We start from the raw sequence: 16,939 nt of genomic DNA on the forward strand, positions 1-16,939 counted from the left end.
AGAGCTTGGTTCTGCGTGGACGCCGCCACCCTCTCCTCCACCGCTAAGTGGGTTAAGAAGGCATTGATCTGCTCGCCACCCATCTCCTTGGGGTGTCGCTTGTTGTGAAACAAGATATATCGACGGATCCGGAGAAGATAAAATTTCTCAGTCTGGTAGGAGTAGTGCTTGACTCGGAGAGCATCACTGACCTGCTCCAAAGGTTGTTGGTGAGGGGGCGCTGGGGTTGGTGGGTAGTAGAGGCGAATAGCGAAAAATTTACATAATATAACAAATCACTGCACCCGACTGGATGCTAGGCTATCTTCAGCACTCTAAGTCATTGACGGCGGGTGAGTTCAACTGTTAGGAGTCCTTCCGACAAGGTGCCAATTATGAAAAGCAACTATGACCTGACAACAAGAGATGGCTTTCGGAGCGCAATCAAAGATCTCCGTGAAATTCCTGTTCTTGGCCAAATTTATGCTCCGTTCTTTTGGATCGCTGATAAGGTCTTCGATTTTCTAGAACCTGGGAAAGCCGTAGAGAAGCAATCGAAGGTAGCCGTTGACCTAATCAAGGCGGGCAAAGAACACGGGGCAAAGCGGATGAAAATTATGATGGATGAGCAGGCAGGCTTCCATCTAGATGTCCCCATTGAGGGGGTAAAAGTGAATGTTGGTGCTGGTAGTAAAGGAAAGGTTTTAATAGATATTGAGTACTCCTAACTCATCGCTGCAGGCGCGACGGCCCTGACGGGCCGCGGACTGAGCTCAAACGTTACCCCACTTGGGAGAACACAGATGCAGCGACAAGACCGTTTCCGCGGGTGTCTTCTCGGTCTTGCCGTTGGGGATGCTATCGGCACTACCGTTGAGTTTCGCCCACGGGGAAGCTTTACACCGCTGACGGATATGGTCGGCGGAGGTCCATTCCATCTCCGTGCAGGCCAGTGGACTGATGATACTTCGATGGCGCTTTGCCTGGCAACCAGCCTTGTTGAGTGCAACGGGTTCGACGCTCATGATCAAATGAGGCGTTATTGCAAGTGGGCCGAGACGGGTTACTTGAGCAGTACTGGGACATGCTTCGACATAGGTTCTACGACCACCTCTGCATTGCGCAGGTTTCGCCAGACAGGAAACCCCTTTGCCGGGTCAAGCGATCCGCGCTTAGCCGGCAATGGATGCATAATGCGGTTAGCGCCGATTCCTATGTTCTTCTTCCCGGACCTGCAAGCAGCAGAACGATTTGCAGCGGAGAGTTCCCGAGTTACTCACGGTGCGGCGGAATGCCTAGACGCTTGTCGTCTTTTGGCGCGGATCATTTGTCGGGCGTTATCTGGTAGCTCAAAGGATGAGGTTGCTCTGGGTGACAGCCAGACATTCGTGGGGGCCGAGAAGATCGTTGCGATTGCCCGTGGAGCCTACTGTCAAAAGCCGGAAGATGAGATACGCGGCTCCGGGTATGTGGTGGACAGTCTGGAAGCGGCGATGTGGTGTTTCGTTCGTTCCCACAGTTTTGAGGAAGCGGTTCTCATGGCGGCAAATCTAGGCGACGATGCCGACACAACCGCTGCGGTATGTGGGCAAGTGGCAGGAGCGTACTATGGTGTACAAGGAATTCCTGTCGCCTGGCTAGAACGGCTTGCGTTACATTTGGAGATTGCGGAGCTCGCTGACCGGCTGTACAGCGCGAGCAAGAAGAGAGCGGCATACCGTTATGTTGCCAGCCCTAACAGCTTGTGAGTGATGAGAAGGGATCCCATCTCGTCTACTCTTTACTCCTAGTAGAGATAAAACCGGAAGCAGTGACAGCTTAGAGATCCCCAAGCATGACGCAATCGGCAGATCGAGAAGAACTTCAGCCTTGGGAAACTTGACCTTCTAATCCCGGAAGCACTGCCAGCAAGGGAATCCCAGGAGCTATGCTGGACTGCGGTGTTAGTCATTGAAATCAGTATGCGTGCCTACTACTTACAACATGTGCCGTTTGAGGGTCTCGGCTACATAGAGTCCTGGCTCAAAGCCAAGGGATATCCGGTAACGGGCACAAAGTTTTTTGAATCGACGAGATTGCCTAGCCTGGATGAATTTGACATGCTCATCGTCATGGGCGGCCCTATGAGCGCCAATGATGAAAGGGCGTTTCCTTGGCTAGTGCAGGAGAAGGGGTTTATCCGCAATGCCATTGAGGCCGGCAAGTCGGTTTTGGGCATCTGTCTGGGGGCACAACTGATTGCCAGCGCAATGGGTAGCCGAGTGTTTCCAAATCCCGTTAAGGAAATAGGTTGGTGGCCGGTACAAGGGGTACAGCCCCCTGATGAGCTAACCTTTCGCTTCTCGCCCTCAATTGAGGTTTTCCACTGGCACGGGGAAACTTTTGAGCTGCCACCCGGTGCAATTCACCTTGCCAAGAGCGAAGGCTGTGAGAACCAGGCCTTTCAGCTTGGGCGCTCAGTGATCGGCCTCCAGTTTCACTTGGAAACCACGCCAGAAGCGGCGCAAGAGCTTGTCTCCCACTGCCGCGACGAACTGTTGCCATCTACATATGTGCAATCTGAGGCAGCCATTCTTGCAGCTCCACCCGAAAAGTACCAAGCAATAAACAGTTTGATGGGTGAGGTGCTCTCATTCTTGTGCAGTCGTGGCAGAACCGACCACTTCTAGGGGCACTTCAGCAGGGGCCGCGGTGTAGCGGGGCAATTCTTCTAGGGCCAAGTTGAGCTTGTACATCGGGTCTGAGGTGCGGTAGTTCGGCTCCAGGTGAGTCCGAAACTGTGGCGGCAGGGATCCCGTGGGGCGAAGATTCAAAAAAGTCGTCGCTTAATTTTTGATTCAGGATCCCCTGCTCGGCAGCAGTCTACTCCAATTTGCTGGCGAACAAAGGGCCGGTCGCTAGCTCGCCTGTCGGTCTCCAAGGCAAAACGCCCTGCAATTTATAGACAATAGACAAATAAACGCCCAATTCCTGCCATGACGACTTTGACGCTCAATTTAAGCCCTTTGATAACCCTGACGCGGGCGAATTTTATCCGGCTTTGTGCCGCTAATCCTGAGCTGAAGTTGGAACGCACTGCCCAAGGAGAGCTGGTCATCATGTCTCCAACCGGGGGAGAAACGGGCCACTGGAGCGCCGAGATCACCACAGATCTAACTCTTTGGAATCGGCAATCGGGCCGGGGCAAAACATTTGATTCCTCCACCGGCTTTTCTCTGCCTTCGGGCAGCGACCGCTCTCCCGATTTAGCCTGGATCCCGATTGAGAAGTGGGAAGCTTTGGATCCGGAAGCCCGTCAGGGCTTTCTGCCCTTGTGCCCCGATTTTGTGGTGGAGATCCTCTCGCCCACCGACTCTTGGACTCAAACCCAGGCCAAGATGCAGGAGTACATGGACAACGGCTGCCGGCTGGGATGGCTGCTGGATCCCAAGGGCAAGCGGGCGATGATCTACCGGGCAGGGAAGGCGCCGGAATTGCTGGAAGACCCGCAAACTCTCTCAGGGGAAGAGGTGCTACCCGGCTTTACCTTGCCCATCCGCCAGATCTGGTCTTAGCTGCATCCTGCAACGTTTAGGGCCTACGGCCCGCTAGCGGGAAGGGAACCGGCTCCTCGCAGACACAATTCAAACCTACGATGGCCCTATCTACATTGCCGATGCCGTTTGCAACACGCCCTGCCCATGGTCATTCCAAAGGAAAACATCCTCTCAGCGCTGCTTCCGGTCTTTGGGGGAATGCAGCCACCCTCCTACGAGCGAGGGAAAAGAGCCTGGGAGCGGTCAGCGCTGCGTGGCCATAACGAGACTGCAGGAAACTTCCTAGGTTAGAGTGTGTTCAGGAGTACGGGGCTGACGGGGCTCGAACCCGCAACTTCCGCCGTGACAGGGCGGTGCTCTAACCAATTGAACTACAGCCCCAATCGCTGCGAATATCTATTTTGAATCTGGATGAGGATTGTTGTCAATCATGGTGGTGAGTCTGGCAGGGCAGGCCGCAGCCCTTGTGGATAGCGCTCCGCAAAATGGGATCCCAGCAGCGGTGATGCAACAGGTGGCGGATGTGCTCACCCAGGTGGCCCAACATCTGGATCACCTGCAATACACCACCTTGCGCTATCCCGATGGCGGCTGGCTGACGGTGCGGGTGGTAGAAAAGCCCGACCAGACAGAGTCCTCGCCGGGAGGCGAACCGGTCAGCCATGTGTGGATCCCGGCTTTCGGCCACCTGGAAGACGCCCAGGCCACCCTGGCGGAGCTGAGGGAGCGAGCGCCGGAGTTGGAGACTGTGTCTTTTGGGGTTTTGGAGCTGTTGTTCTTGGCGTTGGGCTTTTCCCGGGCTGATGGCATTGTCTTTTACGACCAAGTTGGGAATCGGCAGCAGGGCAAAACCGTGGCCTGCCGAGCTCTGACAGAACAGGTCAACCAATCCCTTCGCAGAGGGGCCTCCCCGGCTTGATGACACTTATCACAAAGCCGGATCCCCGCTCTGCCACCCCCTGTCAACTCAAGATGGCCCCCTGTCGGCGGGCAAACTTCCGCAGCTTCTCGTCCATCCGTGCCCCCCGCAGATCGGCTTTGCAAAAGTTGGTAAAGCGCTTGCTCTGGTCTTCTGGATGGCGAGCCAAACGAACCCTACCGGTCACAGACCAGAGCACCGAGCTGGCCACCAAAAAAGCGATCCCAGCCGCTCCCAACGCATAAACCAAATCACCCGTGGTCAGGCGGACCAGCAAAAAGGCCAGGATACCCGAGCCCAGCAGCCCCCCTAAGCCCGCCAGGATCCCTCCCAACGTCTTGGCCGATCCAGACAGTCGACCCAAAACCTGCAGCCAATAGGGTTGAGGGGTGTTGAAGAGGATGCCGCGCAGATCCGCCCCCTGCAAGTTGGCCCCTGAGAAATCGGCTCCACGCAGATCAGCCTGGCGCAAATCGTAACCGGCTAAGTTTTGGTTGGCAAAGGACTTTCCCCGCAGATCGGCCCCCGCCATGGAAGGGATCCGCGGTGGAGTGGCCGGCTTGATCCGCCCGCCGCTGGTGATGCTGCTGGCTCGGCTCACTTGGGCGAAACCGGTGCTGCTCCCCCACTCAGAGGGGATGGCTACCGGGCTGCCGCCCGTCATTCCCCCCGCGCTGGACTGAGGGAGAGGAGTGGGCGAGAAACCGCCGGAGCGGTGCTTGGCCCAATAGCCGGAGATCACCGAGGAGCCTGGAGACAGGGGAGAGTCGGACAGCACAATGGGCTGGGAGATGGGGCCGCCTACCTTCTCCACCGGGATCCCTTGCAACGCCCGCAAAACCTCGGTAGCGGTGGCAAAGCGCTGGTTGATGGCCGGCTGCAACATGCGGTGCAAAATGGCGTCGAATTCGGGGCTGAGCTGTAGGCAATCCGACCAATCCCACTCCCCCGTCTCATGGTTATAAAACCTGGCCGGAGATTGCAACGTCATCAGGTTGATACAGGTAGCCGCCAGAGCGTAGAGATCGCTGGAGGGACCGACCGCCTGGCCGGCCACTTGCTCTGGGGGAGAAAAGCCAAGGGAGCGGATCGCAGTCACCTCCGCCGTCTGCTCCTGGGCTGGCCCCAGCTCCTTCACAGCTCCAAAGTCGATCAACACCAGCCGCTGATCCTCCTTGCGGCGAATGAGGTTGGCTGGCTTAATGTCGCGGTGAACGGTGTTGTGGCTGTGGACATAGCTGAGGATCAGCAGCACCTCCTGCATCACCTGCCGGGCCTGTGCTTCCGAAAAGGGCCCATGGCGACGCATTTCCTGCGAGAGGGTAATGCCCTGGATAAATTCCTGCACCAGGTAGAACTTGCCACCTTCCTGGAAGTGGGCGTAGAGCTTGGGGATCTGGGAATGTTCGCCGAGGCGCTCCAACACTTGGGCCTCGCGATTGAACAGCTCCTCCGCCAACTTGGCCAGTTGCGGGGATCCCTCGACCGGGCGCAACTGCTTGATCACCCGCCAAGGTTTGGAAGGCATGTCCTCATCGCGGGCCAAGAAAGTAGCGCCAAATCCCCCCTGGCCGATGCGCTTGAAGGCCCGGTAGCGGTTGCGCAGCAGAAGGGGATGGCCACAGGCGGCACAGGTGGAGGCGTCGGCCGGGTTTTCCGGTTGCAAGCAGGCAGGGTTAAGGCAGTAGCAGTTGGACATACCTTTGGGGTTACCGGCTGGCGATCCGGACAACCGACACAGAGCCGAGAACTGGACAGGCCAGTTGTGATAGATACATACAGGTTAGACCAAGGAGAAACAAATTTTGCACAACTGCCTCAGCTAGGCTGATTCTAGCGTCTGCCCCCCCTGGGGATAATCGGAGAAATCGCTTAGTTTTCCGCGGATGAGGGCGGGGGAAACAAGGTCAAGACAACAAGGGCTAGACTGCCCCGCAGGCAGAAAACTTAGAATTGATAAATACACCCATCTTGCCCTGTCATGTTTCCAGCTCTTTCCGGTGCTGCCATTCGGCAAACGTTTCTGGACTTCTACGCCCAGCGGGGCCATCAGGTGTTGCCCAGCGCTTCCCTGGTGCCGGAAGATCCGACGGTGCTGCTGACCATTGCCGGCATGTTGCCCTTTAAGCCGATCTTTTTGGGACATCGGGATCCAGAGTACCCGCGGGTTACAACCGCCCAAAAATGTGTGCGCACCAACGACATCGAGAATGTGGGGCGAACGGCACGCCACCACACCTTCTTCGAGATGCTGGGCAACTTCAGCTTCGGCGACTACTTCAAAAAAGAGGCCATTGTCTGGGCCTGGGAGCTGGTGACGGAGGTGTTCGGCCTGCCGCCGGAACGGCTGGTGGTGAGCGTCTTTCACGAAGATGAAGAGGCTTTTGCCCTCTGGCGAGATGAAGTAGGGATCCCGGCCCACCGCATCCAGCGCCTGGGAGAGGCGGACAATTTCTGGGCTGCCGGCCCCACCGGCCCTTGCGGCCCTTGTTCTGAGATCTACTACGACTTCAAGCCGGAGCTGGGGGATGAGCGGATCGATTTGGAGGATGACTCCCGCTTCCTGGAGATCTACAACCTGGTGTTCATGGAGCTGAACCGGGATAGCGAGGGTCACTTGATGCCGCTGGCCAAGCAAAACATCGACACCGGCCTGGGGTTGGAGCGGCTGGCCCAGGTGTTGCAGGGGGTGCCCAACAACTACGAGACCGACTTGATCTTTCCCATCATTCAAACGGCGGCTGGGATCGCCGGGCTGAACTACGCCAAGGCCGACCCGGAGCAGCAGATCTCCCTGAAGGTGATCGGGGATCACGCGCGGGCGGTGATGCATTTGATTGCCGATGGGGTGCTTCCTTCCAATGTGGATCGGGGCTATGTGCTGCGGCGGCTGATCCGGCGGATGGTGCGCCACGGGCGGCTCTTGGGGATCGGCGAGCCTTTTACCATTCCGGTGGTAGAGACCGCGATTCAGTTGGCCGAGGCTGCCTATCCTCAGGTGCGGGAGCGAGAAACCCTGATCAAAACCGAGCTGCAGCGGGAAGAGGAGCAATTTCTCAAGACCCTGGAGCGGGGGGAACGGCTGCTGCTGGATCTGTTTGCTGCCGTCGAATCTTCCCCTGGCAACGGCGGCTCGCCAAAGCAGATCTCCGGTGCCGACGCTTTCAAGCTCTTCGATACCTACGGCTTCCCGCTGGAGCTGACCCAAGAAATTGCCCAGGAACGCGGCTTCAGCGTGGATCTAGAGGGCTTTGAGCAAGAGATGGAGAAACAGCGGCAGCGGGCCCGCGCCGCCCACCAGACCATCGACCTGACGGCCCAGGGATCCCTGGACGAGCTGGCCGATTTTCTCAGCCAAACAGAGTTTTTGGGCTACAGCCAATCTTCTGCCCGCGGCGTGGTCGAGGCCCTGTTGGTGGAAGGAAAATCGGTGCCCCAAGTGGAGGCAGGGCAAGCGGTGCAGATTGTCTTGGATCGCACCCCTTTCTATGCCGAATCTGGCGGGCAAATCGGCGACCGTGGCTACCTCTCCGGCGACGGCTTGCTGGTGCGCGTGGAAGATGTGCAAAAGCAAGGGGATCTGTTTGTTCACTTTGGCCGGGTAGAACGCGGGATCCTGCGGGTGGGGGATCCGGTGCAAGCTCAGATCGACTTGGCCTGTCGGCGGCGCGCCCAGGCCCACCACACCGCCACCCACCTGCTGCAGGCAGCCCTGAAAAAAATTGTCGATCCCTCCATCAGCCAGGCGGGATCCCTGGTGGCCTTTGACCGGCTGCGCTTTGATTTCACCCTCTCCCGACCCGTCACCCCCGCGGAGCTGGAACAGGTTGAAAACTTGGTGAACACCTGGATTGCCGAGGCCCATGCGGCTCAGGTGGCCATCATGCCCTTAACGGAGGCCAAAGCCAAAGGAGCCGTGGCCATGTTCGGGGAAAAATACGGCGCCGAGGTGCGGGTGATCGACTTTCCGGGCGTTTCGATGGAGCTGTGTGGTGGCACCCATGTCAACAACACCGCCGAGATCGGCCTGTTTAAGATCATCGCCGAGACCGGGGTGGCTGCCGGGATCCGTCGCATCGAGGCTGTGGCCGGGCCGGCGGTGCTGGAATACCTGAACGAGCGGGACAAGGTGGTGCGGGAGCTGAGCGCCCATTTCAAGGCCAAGCCCCAGGAACTGCCGGAGCGGGTCGCCGCCCTGCAGGCGGAGCTGAAGGCCGCCCAAAAAGAGCTGGAGGAGGTGCGCAGCCAGTTGGCTTTGCTGCAGGCCGAACGTTTGTTGTCCGCGGCGGCTGCCGTCGGAGATCTCAAGATCTTGGTGGCGGAACTGGGATCCACCCCCGCCGAGGCCCTCAAAACCGCCGCCGAGCATCTGCTCCACAAGCTGGGGCAAGGGGCGGTGGTGCTGGGCTCGGTGCCGGAAGCCGGCAAGGTCAGCCTAGTGGCCGCCTTTAGCCCGGCGGTGCAGCAACTTGGCCTGAAGGCAGGCTCCTTCATCGGCGAGATCGCCAAACTCACCGGGGGGGGCGGCGGCGGACGGCCCAACTTGGCCCAAGCCGGTGGCAAGCAACCGGAGAAACTGGCAGAGGCTTTGCAGGCGGCCCAGGAACGGTTGCAAGCAGAGCTGATCGCGGCGGCGGGGCGGAGCTCTTAACTTCCTTCTCCCCCTGAGAGAGGGCGGAGGGGAGGGAAGCGGCCCGGAGCGCTCGCGGTGCGTCTCCCACCTGAACCGCTGGCGGCTGTCCGGCCAAGATCCCCTCTGTTGACAGCGCGCTTTGAGGTGAACTCAGGTGAACTTAAATGCCGTCGTAGGGAACGGTGTCTCCGTACCCAAGATGCTCCTCGTCTGATGAGGCGGTGGGCTGCTGCTCTTGTGAAGAATCTGCCGGCTCCCCCTCATCCACCAACACCAGCACCCGCACAAGTTGATTTTTGGGCAATTGTTCCTGCGCCTGCACAGGCAAAATCAGTTGACCTTGGCTGTCGGTGTGAGCCCAGAACTCGTGTGCTTTCATGCTATCTACCTGGGATGGCGGGGAAAGAAAATCTTATACCAGCTTGCCCCAGGCTCTGCCGCAGCCACGGGATCCCTACGCCAAGCTCGCAACCCAGCCCGCATCCGTTGCCGCTTCTGGGCGCGCAGAAAAGAGCCGGGGATCCTGCCATCCCAAATGGGAATGGATCGGCTTCCAATCCTTCCCAACTTGACAGTGCTTCAAGCTGCTGAGGGATCCCCACTTGGTTGTTTTGCATACATGGGCCCAATCCTCAAAAAGACGGGGCTGTAGACCCAGCTTTTGAGTAAAAATTCTTCCTGCTTACAGTCTTGATGCAAATCTTGCCTGTCGTGTCTGAGGGCTGCATCGCAAAGCTGTTAAGATCGGCTCAGCACAGCGATGCCGATCAACAAAAATGCAAGTCAAGAGATGGTTAAAAATCAGTTAAAAACTGGAAATCTCTGGGTTAAGCATTCCAAGACGCATCGGTGTCATCTTGCACTTTGGAGCTTGTTTGGCAATGGTTAAGAGTTTGTTTTCGCTGGGCCGCTCTGCCGTCCTGTTGAGTTTGGGGTTGGCCTTTGTAATGGGATCCCCAGCTTCATCGCCGGTCTTTTCTCAGAGGAGAGCCGGGGCAGAGGGTAAGGTGATCCGGCCTGCTGCCTCGACCAATTTTTACTCGCTATTTTTGGCCGAGATCATCAACGAGGGGTTGCGGGAACTAGGCTATCAGGTTGAGCCCACGCAACAGCTTCAGGTGGCTTTGGCCCATGCCGCTCTGGCCAGCAACGACGTAGATTTTCTCACGGCCCATTGGGAAAACCTGAACTACCCGATGATTGTGAACAATGGCGGTGAAGAGCGGCTGCAGCGGGTAGGGGTGTTGGTGGACAATACGGTGCAGGGTTATTTGATCGACAAAGCGACTGCAGAAGCCCATGGCATCCAAAATCTGGGGCAGTTGCGCGATCCCCAAATTGCCCGCCTCTTCGACAGCGATGGCAACGGCAAGGCCGACTTGGTGGGGTGCAACCCCGGCTGGGGCTGTGCGGCGGTTACCGAACATCACCTAAAAGTTTATGAGCTAACCGACACCGTCCAGTTTGTGCAGGGGGAATATGACGCTCTGATCGCCGACACGATCACCCGTCTGCAACAGGGGGAGCCCATCTTGGCCTATGCCTATTCCCCCCATTGGGCAGGAGCTTTCCTGAAGCCCGGCGAGAATGTTGCCTGGCTAGAGGTGCCCTTCACCAGCTTGCCGGCGGAGCAGGCGGATGTCAGCACGGTTAACACCCTCGTGGATGGCCGCAATTTGGGCTTTGCGGTAGATCGCATTCGAGTGGTGGCGCGGGCAGACTATCTGCGGGACAACCCAGTGGCGCGGCGGTGGCTGGAGCTGGTTTCCATCCCCATCGAGGATGTGAATGCTCAGCAAAAGCGGGTTCACGACGGAGAGAGATCCCCTGAGGATATCCGCCGTCATGCGCTGGAATGGATTGCGGCAAATCGTCAGCTCTTCGACCGTTGGCTGCAGCAGGCGAGGCAGGTGGTCAGGTAATGGCGGATCTCACTCTGCTCTGGAGTGGCCTGCTGGATCCCTTTGATCAGGTGCGCATCCCCTTGGAAAGCTGGGTCAGCAACGGCGTCCAATGGTTGGTTGCCCACTTTCGGCCTGTGTTTCAGACATTGCGGTTGCCCATCAACAGCTTGCTGCGCAGCCTGCAGCACCTCCTTCTCGCTACCCCTCCAACGGTGGTGCTGGCAACTCTGACGGCGGTGGCCTGGCAACTGGCGGGTCGCCAGGTGGGGATCTTCGCCTTTTTGGCCCTCAGCCTCATCGGCTTTGTCGGCGCTTGGCAGCCGGCGATGGTGTCTCTGTCTTTGGTGCTGACGGCTGTTGCCATCTGCCTGCTTCTCGGGATCCCGCTGGGGGTGCTGTGTGCCTGGTCGGATCCCTTTGAGAAGCTGTTGCGCCCGCTCTTGGATGCGATGCAGACCCTGCCGGTGTTTGTTTACCTGGTGCCGGTAGTTATGCTCTTCGGCATCGGAGAGGCGCCCGGCGTGATTGCCACGGTGATCTATGCCTTACCGCCCCTGATTCGCCTGACCAACTTGGGCATCCGACAGGTGCCCGAAGAGGTGGTGGAGGCAGCTTTGGCCTTCGGTGCTACTCCCCAGCAGATCCTCTGGGAAACTCAGATCCCTCTGGCCATGCCCACCATCTTGGCCGGGGTTAACCAAACCGTGCTTTTTGCCCTGGGCATGTCGGTGGTTACCTCCATGATCGCGGTGCCGGGGCTGGGGCTGGTGGTGCTGCGGGGTCTCAACGGCCTCAACGTGGGCATGGCGGCCACCGGCGGGCTTGGGATCCTGTTGCTGGCCATTCTGCTGGATCGGGTCACCCAACGGGTTGGGCAAGCAGACTTTCAGCGCTTTTGGTATCGGCGCGGGCCGATTGGCTGGGCCTGGCAACGCTGGCAGCAGTGGCGAATGCGCAGGCAGCGCGAACTTGGCTGAGATCTCTGGCCGTTCGGGCGTTATTGGAACGTTGCTCGGACTCTCCTCTCCCAACAGGGGAAAAGGGAGTACGTGACGTACTCCCGCACTCATGCTGACGCATAGAGTGCGGGCTTCAAGGACTACGTCCCGCTTCGCGAACAGTGACTCCTGCGCGATAGCAGGACATTTCCTGAGCTTTAAGAACGGGACGCCCCACCGCTCTGGATTTAATAATGAGTGCCGAGTTTTGGTCTCGGCCAATACTCAACCCGCAATGCGGACAATCATGCCACCGCTCATCTAGCTTTTTGGGCACATCTCGACCGCACCCTGAACACTCTTGGCTGCTGCCGCGGGGATCCACTGCAATGGTCAGCAACCCAGTCCCGCTAGCGCGAACGGGAACCAGGACCTTGGTATTGACCAAGTCTCGTTTTTGGGAGTAGAAGGTGGGCTGGTCTTTCAACTGGGGCAGGTGACAGACCGTTAAGGAGCAAGCATGAATGTCACAGCGATTTTGCTCCCACCAGCGGAAGCGTTCTGCCAAGCGATAGTTATACTGCCTACGCAGCGGCTCAAGCCAGCCGTCCATCCAGGCGACTTGCCTGGGAGTAGGACGCAAGCGGTACTGGTAAGCAGTTCTCATGATGGGAGTATTATACCTATTCACAACTGGGATGTTCCCGCCTCTCCCAAGCGGCTCTGACCCTACGGGTACAGAGCGGGGCTTCTCGGCGGATTAGCTAAAACTTTTCTAGAATGACCGTGTTTGTTAAAGAACATCATCCATCATGAGTGCTCGTGAGGCCCAAAATCGACCCAAGATCCCCAAAATCCGTATTGAACATCTGACCAAAGTCTACGGCTCCAATCCCCAAGCAGCCTTGGCCCAAGTGCGGCAGGGGCTGGATCGGGAAACTCTCTTTCGGCGTACCGGCCATGTTCTAGCCGTCAACGACGTCTCTCTGACCATTGATCAGGGGGAGCTGTTTGTCATCATGGGCCTCTCCGGCTCCGGCAAATCCACTTTGGTGCGCTGTCTGAATCGGCTGATCGAACCCACCAGTGGGAAAATCGAGGTGGATGGTGAGGATATTCTTCAGGTCGGCCCCGGTCGTTTGCGCCAGATCCGCCGCCAAACCATGGGCATGGTGTTTCAAAAGTTCGCCCTCTTTCCCCATCGCACCGTCTTGGAAAACGTGGAGTATGGGCTGAAAATTCAAGGGGTGGAGCCCCAAATCCGGCGGCAGCGAGGGCTGGAAATGCTGGAGATCGTGGGCCTCAGAGAATGGGCGGATCGTTATCCTGCCGATCTCAGCGGGGGCATGCAGCAACGGGTGGGCTTGGCGCGGGCACTGGCCACCGATCCCGATATTCTGCTCATGGACGAAGCCTTTGGCGCTTTGGATCCCTTGATTCGCCGTGAAATGCAGCAGGAGCTGCTGAGTTTACAAGAGCGCTTTCAAAAGACCATCGTCTTTATCACCCACGACATTCAAGAGGCCCTGAAAATCGGAGATCGGGTGGCGATCATGCGGGATGGGGCTTTGGTTCAGGTGGGATCCCCGGCAGAGCTTCTCACCCGACCGGCAGATCAGTACGTGGCCGATTTTGTCCAGGAGGTGAACCGGGCCCAGGTTTTGAAAACCGGAGCCATTACCCGCAAAACCCTATACCTCATTTTGGGCAGGGACTCTCTTTCGGCTGCGGCTGCCCAAATGCGCGAGCATGATCTCAGCACTCTGTATGTATTGGATCGCCAGGGGCGTCCTGTGGGGGTTTTATCTCCGGCGTCTCTGGAACAGGCTCTACAGGCAGGAGAGGAAGATATCCACACAGCAATGCGGACAGACTTTCCTCAAGTTCAGGCTTCCACCAGCTTGGAAGAGCTATTTCGCTACTGGGATCGAGAAGTTCCCATCGCCGTTGTAGATCGAGAAGGGCGCTTCAAGGGCGTAGTGGAACAAGCGGAGCTGTTTTCGGTGGTCGGTCGTCTGGGCCAATCTTGTATCCCATCCAAGGCCTACGGCCCGCTAGCGCGAACGGAAAGGGATCCGGGGGAAGACTCTCTTTTCGCGGTCTAACTAACCATGATCTTCCTGGCCAGAAAAAAATAGGCCAGGGCCGCCACACATCAGCCACTTGGATGATCCTATTGAGGCCGGTAGTCTTGACAAGCAAGGTGAGTTGGCCTCAAAAAATCTCAAAAGCTGCTTCCAGGTAATCAACCAACACATAGCTTGCCCCTTCTTGAGAGGGCCGGCGCTCTATCAAGACGACATCAAAGCGGCAGGACAATTCGCAAAAGTGAGGATGCTGACTCAAGAAGGCCTGGGCAGCTCGGATCAAGCGTCGCTGCTTGGGGATCGCAACCGCCAAAAGCCCACCTTGATCCCAGCTACCGGGGCTGCGGGTTTTCACTTCTACAAAAATCAGCACATCTGCTCTGTGGGCAACCAGATCCAACTCACCCCAACGGCAGCGCCATTGCTGAGCCAGGATCTGCCAGCCTTGCTGACACAGATATTGCCGCACCCAGCCCTCTCCAGCATCGCCTGTATTCTGGCGGGAAGCTCTTCTGGGCAAGGGATCCATGAAAAAATACCAAGAAAAAACCAGTGCTCAGCTCTAGTGGGCGGAGCCATTGCCGTGATATTTGTCGGTGTCGTAAAAGCCGTTGCGGGTGCCGAAGTAAAAACTTGCCAAAGAGAGGGCAAGAGCAACCCCCACCAAGACTAGCTTTGCATCCACGTGGTCTTCTCCTGATTTTTTCTTGAACCGTGACCATGATAACCTGTCTCTCCTGCATAGTTGCGGGAAGCAGCATCAACATCGGCAAGGCACGGCATGTCAGGGATCCCAAAGGGCTACGGGCGCGAACGGAGAGCTTTTCTTGATGAGCTGAGCATGCTACCATTCAGGCTGGAAAGGGAGTAGTCAGGCGGCTTACCGCCCTCTGCATCGACATACTGGCTGAAAACAGCCCGGTGCAAGAGACAAGGCAAGCAGAGGATCTTGCTTTGGTGACGAGACTTTCACTGAGTTCACGCGGAGGTGAGCTTGGTGAGTCCGTCTGACTTCTCCAGCCTTCGCCTCCAGGTGTGAGCCAATTCCACACACAAGAGAGGTTGGAGGCTAAACAATGTGGGCTGGTTTTGCGTCCAGTTTGTTATTGGTCACGGTAGCGGAATTTGGGGACAAGACCTTTTTTACCCCCCTGATTCTGGCTATGCGCCACCCGCGCCGCTGGGTTTTTTTGGGAACGTGGCTGGCTTTGGCCGCTATGACCTTGCTGGCGGTGGTGGCCGGGAAAGTGCTTTTTAAGCTGCTGCCACCCCTGGGTGTGCGAGTGCTATCGGCTGGAGTTTTCGCGGCTTTTGGACTAAGAATGCTCTGGCAAGCTTACCAAATGACTCCCCAGCAGGAGAAGGAAGAAGAGAAAGAAGCCCTCAGACTGGTGGAGCAAGCCGAAGCAAAAGGCGCTGGCCACGGCGGGGCTTGGGCTGTTGTGTGGGAGGCCTTTAGCCTGACCGCCTTGGCCGAGTTCGGGGACAAAACTCAGATTGCTACCGTTTCTTTGGCAGCCACCCATCCGGGATTGAGTGTCTGGGCAGGGGCCACCCTCGGCCATGGGCTGATGGTGGGGTTGGCGGTGGTGGGTGGTCGCTTCTTAGCAGCCCACATCTCTGAACGGGCTGTGCATTGGGTGGGGGGCGGCTTGTTTCTGCTGTTTGCGTTGGTAACCAGTTGGGAATTGTTAGGGTAAACGATTGTAGTTATTTCAAATGGTCATGAAACAGTTTGTTGCGTCAGTGAAGCGGAGCACCGAGGAGTGTAGTCGGGTTTGAAATAACCACAACTATAGGATCTGCTTCCGCTTGGACTACAAAATCTCCTCTCGCCTCATATCCCAAGGGTCCGCTCTGTGTTGAGCTGGTCACATTCTGCCTTTTGGCTATAGAACTTCCATGAAGTCGGGAGAAAAAGTTCGGATTATCCAAATTCCTGTTCGATGATCCGCCAGCGGGCAGTAATCACTCCTGGCTCTAAGCTGAGGCGGCTGACAACCTGTTCTAGAGCCTGGTCATCGCGGGTTTGAGTAACCAGCTCCGCTTCGACTTTAACGAGGTCGGGCTTGTTCTCCAGATCTTCGCTGTAGAGAGCTCGCAATTTGAGATGGGAAGGGGCTATGCCCTGCAGCAGCAGAGCGCGCAGGTGGGCTTCCGCATGGCTTTTGCAAATAAATGAACACTCATAGACCAGTTCCAGTTCTGTGCCTTTGAGGGGCTGCTGGTTGATGCGGTAGCCCAAGGGGCGCAGCAGAATATTGGAAATCAGCACAGCTCCTGCCCCAATAGCGGCTTGGGGAATATACCCCGCCCCGGCAAAGGCTCCCACGGCAGCCGCACACCAGATGGTGGCAGCGGTGTTCAAGCCGCGCACGCTGGCCCCTTCTTTGAGGATGACGCCCCCGGCCAAAAAGCCGATCCCCGACACCACCTGGGCAGCAATGCGGGTCGGGCTGCTTTCATCAGGAGTGAGAACTGAGAGCATGACAAACAAGGCTGAACCGGTGGCCACCAAGGTGTTGGTGCGCAGGCCGGCCATGCGCTGCCGCCACTGTCGCTCCAACCCGATGAGGGATCCCAAAATAAAAGCAACCGTTAGGCGGAAGGTGAAGTCGATCCAGGTCATAGGTCAGGCTCCAGTTCTCGTGGAGGAGTGAGGGCTAGTCGGCTACATCTGGGATCCCAAGGGCTTTGGCCGCCTGTTCCAGAGCCTGCCAGAGGGTTTCCAGTTGAGCAAAGGCCACTTCTGGGGCCAGCTTACCACCTGTTTCTAAAGCGCAGGTTATGCTGACTCGATGGGCGTAGCGCTGCAGCAGCAACCGGAACTGAGCTGTGGTGGAAGGAGCTTTCAAGGTCATGGCACACCTCCTGAACGAATAATCGGATTCAATCTCAAACCAGCTCCCCCAGGCCGGGGGTAGCCTGGGAGCCGAAGTTGGA

The 16,939-nt window shown here is 57.6% G+C and carries 19 protein-coding genes and 1 tRNA gene; 10 read left to right on the top strand and 10 right to left on the bottom strand.

Translation table 11 applies throughout. The features are described from left to right. Nucleotides 1-200: phage integrase N-terminal SAM-like domain-containing protein (locus NW862_RS10615; protein ID WP_414427166.1), on the bottom strand; the 200-nt coding region annotated here is incomplete at its 3' end. A 174-nt stretch (nt 201-374) separates the two neighbouring features. Between NW862_RS10615 and NW862_RS10620 the strand changes: the two genes are divergently transcribed. The 3 genes from NW862_RS10620 (at nt 375) to NW862_RS10630 (ending at nt 2,648) form a co-directional block, all read left to right on the top strand. Then, nucleotides 375-707, top strand: coding sequence for a hypothetical protein (locus NW862_RS10620; protein ID WP_414349069.1), 333 nt, complete (start codon nt 375-377; stop codon nt 705-707). 75 nt (nt 708-782) lie between these two features. Continuing rightward, nucleotides 783-1,727, top strand: coding sequence for an ADP-ribosylglycohydrolase family protein (locus NW862_RS10625; RefSeq protein ID WP_414427167.1), 945 nt, complete (start codon nt 783-785; stop codon nt 1,725-1,727). Between the two features lie 192 nt (nt 1,728-1,919). Beyond that, nucleotides 1,920-2,648 carry a type 1 glutamine amidotransferase gene (locus tag NW862_RS10630; RefSeq protein WP_414349067.1) on the top strand — a complete coding sequence of 243 codons (729 nt, stop codon included), beginning with the start codon at nt 1,920-1,922 and terminating at the stop codon, nt 2,646-2,648. On the opposite strand, the gene NW862_RS10635 is transcribed toward NW862_RS10630, so the two are convergent. After that, nucleotides 2,610-2,792, bottom strand: coding sequence for a hypothetical protein (locus NW862_RS10635; protein ID WP_414369186.1), 183 nt, complete (start codon nt 2,790-2,792; stop codon nt 2,610-2,612). The two genes, NW862_RS10630 and NW862_RS10635, sit on opposite strands and share 39 nt — an antisense overlap. Before the next feature lie 162 nt (nt 2,793-2,954). On the opposite strand from NW862_RS10635, the gene NW862_RS10640 reads away from it, so the two are divergent. Next, the gene (locus tag NW862_RS10640) at nt 2,955-3,533 is read left to right on the top strand and encodes a Uma2 family endonuclease (protein WP_414334321.1); all 579 of its coding nucleotides are present in this window, start codon (nt 2,955-2,957) and stop codon (nt 3,531-3,533) included. A 289-nt stretch (nt 3,534-3,822) separates the two neighbouring features. Here NW862_RS10640 and NW862_RS10645 read toward each other — a convergent pair. Continuing rightward, nucleotides 3,823-3,896 (bottom strand) — tRNA-Asp (locus NW862_RS10645). Nucleotides 3,897-3,945: 49 nt separating this feature from the next. Between NW862_RS10645 and NW862_RS10650 the strand changes: the two genes are divergently transcribed. Then, entirely contained in the window at nt 3,946-4,434 is a 489-nt protein-coding gene (locus NW862_RS10650; RefSeq protein ID WP_414334319.1) for a hypothetical protein, read from the top strand. 43 nt (nt 4,435-4,477) lie between these two features. On the opposite strand, the gene NW862_RS10655 is transcribed toward NW862_RS10650, so the two are convergent. Further along, nucleotides 4,478-6,133 (bottom strand): protein kinase domain-containing protein, encoded by a 1,656-nt coding sequence (locus NW862_RS10655; protein WP_414334317.1) that lies wholly within the window; start codon nt 6,131-6,133, stop codon nt 4,478-4,480. Between the two features lie 282 nt (nt 6,134-6,415). On the opposite strand from NW862_RS10655, the gene alaS reads away from it, so the two are divergent. Continuing rightward, the gene (gene alaS, locus NW862_RS10660) at nt 6,416-9,085 is read left to right on the top strand and encodes an alanine--tRNA ligase (RefSeq protein ID WP_414349066.1); all 2,670 of its coding nucleotides are present in this window, start codon (nt 6,416-6,418) and stop codon (nt 9,083-9,085) included. 142 nt (nt 9,086-9,227) lie between these two features. Here alaS and NW862_RS10665 read toward each other — a convergent pair whose 3' ends face one another. Beyond that, on the bottom strand, nt 9,228-9,446 hold the full coding sequence (locus tag NW862_RS10665) for a hypothetical protein (protein WP_414349065.1): 219 nt from the start codon (nt 9,444-9,446) through the stop codon (nt 9,228-9,230). Between the two features lie 502 nt (nt 9,447-9,948). Here NW862_RS10665 and proX point away from each other — a divergent pair. Both proX and NW862_RS10675 read left to right on the top strand, forming a co-directional pair. Further along, entirely contained in the window at nt 9,949-10,989 is a 1,041-nt protein-coding gene (gene proX, locus NW862_RS10670; RefSeq protein WP_414349064.1) for a glycine betaine/L-proline ABC transporter substrate-binding protein ProX, read from the top strand. After that, entirely contained in the window at nt 10,989-11,948 is a 960-nt protein-coding gene (locus NW862_RS10675) for an ABC transporter permease (RefSeq protein ID WP_414335065.1), read from the top strand. Before proX ends, NW862_RS10675 begins: the two co-directional genes overlap by 1 nt. 115 nt (nt 11,949-12,063) lie before the next feature. Here NW862_RS10675 and NW862_RS10680 read toward each other — a convergent pair whose 3' ends face one another. Then, complete coding sequence (locus tag NW862_RS10680; protein WP_414427168.1) at nt 12,064-12,576, bottom strand: zinc ribbon domain-containing protein; 513 nt, start codon at nt 12,574-12,576, stop codon at nt 12,064-12,066. Nucleotides 12,577-12,721: 145 nt separating this feature from the next. Here NW862_RS10680 and NW862_RS10685 point away from each other — a divergent pair, with 145 nt between their 5' ends. Beyond that, entirely contained in the window at nt 12,722-14,014 is a 1,293-nt protein-coding gene (locus NW862_RS10685) for a quaternary amine ABC transporter ATP-binding protein (protein WP_414335067.1), read from the top strand. 109 nt (nt 14,015-14,123) lie between these two features. On the opposite strand, the gene NW862_RS10690 is transcribed toward NW862_RS10685, so the two are convergent. Both NW862_RS10690 and NW862_RS10695 read right to left on the bottom strand, forming a co-directional pair. Continuing rightward, on the bottom strand, nt 14,124-14,525 hold the full coding sequence (locus tag NW862_RS10690; RefSeq protein WP_414335068.1) for a YraN family protein: 402 nt from the start codon (nt 14,523-14,525) through the stop codon (nt 14,124-14,126). Nucleotides 14,526-14,558: 33 nt separating this feature from the next. Beyond that, nucleotides 14,559-14,681: a hypothetical protein gene (locus NW862_RS10695; RefSeq protein WP_414335069.1), complete on the bottom strand. Its 123-nt coding sequence runs from the start codon at nt 14,679-14,681 to the stop codon at nt 14,559-14,561. Between the two features lie 391 nt (nt 14,682-15,072). Here NW862_RS10695 and NW862_RS10700 point away from each other — a divergent pair, with 391 nt between their 5' ends. Further along, nucleotides 15,073-15,696: a TMEM165/GDT1 family protein gene (locus NW862_RS10700; RefSeq protein WP_414335070.1), complete on the top strand. Its 624-nt coding sequence runs from the start codon at nt 15,073-15,075 to the stop codon at nt 15,694-15,696. 227 nt (nt 15,697-15,923) lie between these two features. Here NW862_RS10700 and NW862_RS10705 read toward each other — a convergent pair whose 3' ends face one another. Both NW862_RS10705 and NW862_RS10710 read right to left on the bottom strand, forming a co-directional pair. Next, nucleotides 15,924-16,625 carry an MgtC/SapB family protein gene (locus NW862_RS10705; RefSeq protein ID WP_414335071.1) on the bottom strand — a complete coding sequence of 234 codons (702 nt, stop codon included), beginning with the start codon at nt 16,623-16,625 and terminating at the stop codon, nt 15,924-15,926. A 34-nt stretch (nt 16,626-16,659) separates the two neighbouring features. Further along, the gene (locus NW862_RS10710) at nt 16,660-16,857 is read right to left on the bottom strand and encodes a hypothetical protein (RefSeq protein ID WP_414336799.1); all 198 of its coding nucleotides are present in this window, start codon (nt 16,855-16,857) and stop codon (nt 16,660-16,662) included. Nucleotides 16,858-16,939 lie beyond the last annotated feature (82 nt).

The sequence above is a fragment of the Synechococcus sp. H55.8 genome (assembly GCF_047462375.1).
Lineage (GTDB): Bacteria > Cyanobacteriota > Cyanobacteriia > Thermostichales > Thermostichaceae > Thermostichus.

What these genes read in the sequence shown, in the direction of transcription:
- NW862_RS10620 (WP_414349069.1), top strand. Translation starts at nt 375, where the DNA reads ATGAAAAGCAACTATGACCTGACAACAAGAGATGGCTTTCGGAGCGCA.
- NW862_RS10625 (WP_414427167.1), top strand. Translation starts at nt 783, where the DNA reads ATGCAGCGACAAGACCGTTTCCGCGGGTGTCTTCTCGGTCTTGCCGTT.
- NW862_RS10640 (WP_414334321.1), top strand. Translation starts at nt 2,955, where the DNA reads ATGACGACTTTGACGCTCAATTTAAGCCCTTTGATAACCCTGACGCGG.
- NW862_RS10650 (WP_414334319.1), top strand. Translation starts at nt 3,946, where the DNA reads ATGGTGGTGAGTCTGGCAGGGCAGGCCGCAGCCCTTGTGGATAGCGCT.
- NW862_RS10655 (WP_414334317.1), bottom strand. Translation starts at nt 6,133, where the DNA reads ATGTCCAACTGCTACTGCCTTAACCCTGCCTGCTTGCAACCGGAAAAC.
- alaS (WP_414349066.1), top strand. Translation starts at nt 6,416, where the DNA reads ATGTTTCCAGCTCTTTCCGGTGCTGCCATTCGGCAAACGTTTCTGGAC.
- NW862_RS10665 (WP_414349065.1), bottom strand. Translation starts at nt 9,446, where the DNA reads ATGAAAGCACACGAGTTCTGGGCTCACACCGACAGCCAAGGTCAACTG.
- proX (WP_414349064.1), top strand. Translation starts at nt 9,949, where the DNA reads ATGGTTAAGAGTTTGTTTTCGCTGGGCCGCTCTGCCGTCCTGTTGAGT.
- NW862_RS10675 (WP_414335065.1), top strand. Translation starts at nt 10,989, where the DNA reads ATGGCGGATCTCACTCTGCTCTGGAGTGGCCTGCTGGATCCCTTTGAT.
- NW862_RS10680 (WP_414427168.1), bottom strand. Translation starts at nt 12,576, where the DNA reads ATGAGAACTGCTTACCAGTACCGCTTGCGTCCTACTCCCAGGCAAGTC.
- NW862_RS10685 (WP_414335067.1), top strand. Translation starts at nt 12,722, where the DNA reads ATGAGTGCTCGTGAGGCCCAAAATCGACCCAAGATCCCCAAAATCCGT.
- NW862_RS10690 (WP_414335068.1), bottom strand. Translation starts at nt 14,525, where the DNA reads ATGGATCCCTTGCCCAGAAGAGCTTCCCGCCAGAATACAGGCGATGCT.
- NW862_RS10700 (WP_414335070.1), top strand. Translation starts at nt 15,073, where the DNA reads ATGTGGGCTGGTTTTGCGTCCAGTTTGTTATTGGTCACGGTAGCGGAA.
- NW862_RS10705 (WP_414335071.1), bottom strand. Translation starts at nt 16,625, where the DNA reads ATGACCTGGATCGACTTCACCTTCCGCCTAACGGTTGCTTTTATTTTG.
- NW862_RS10710 (WP_414336799.1), bottom strand. Translation starts at nt 16,857, where the DNA reads ATGACCTTGAAAGCTCCTTCCACCACAGCTCAGTTCCGGTTGCTGCTG.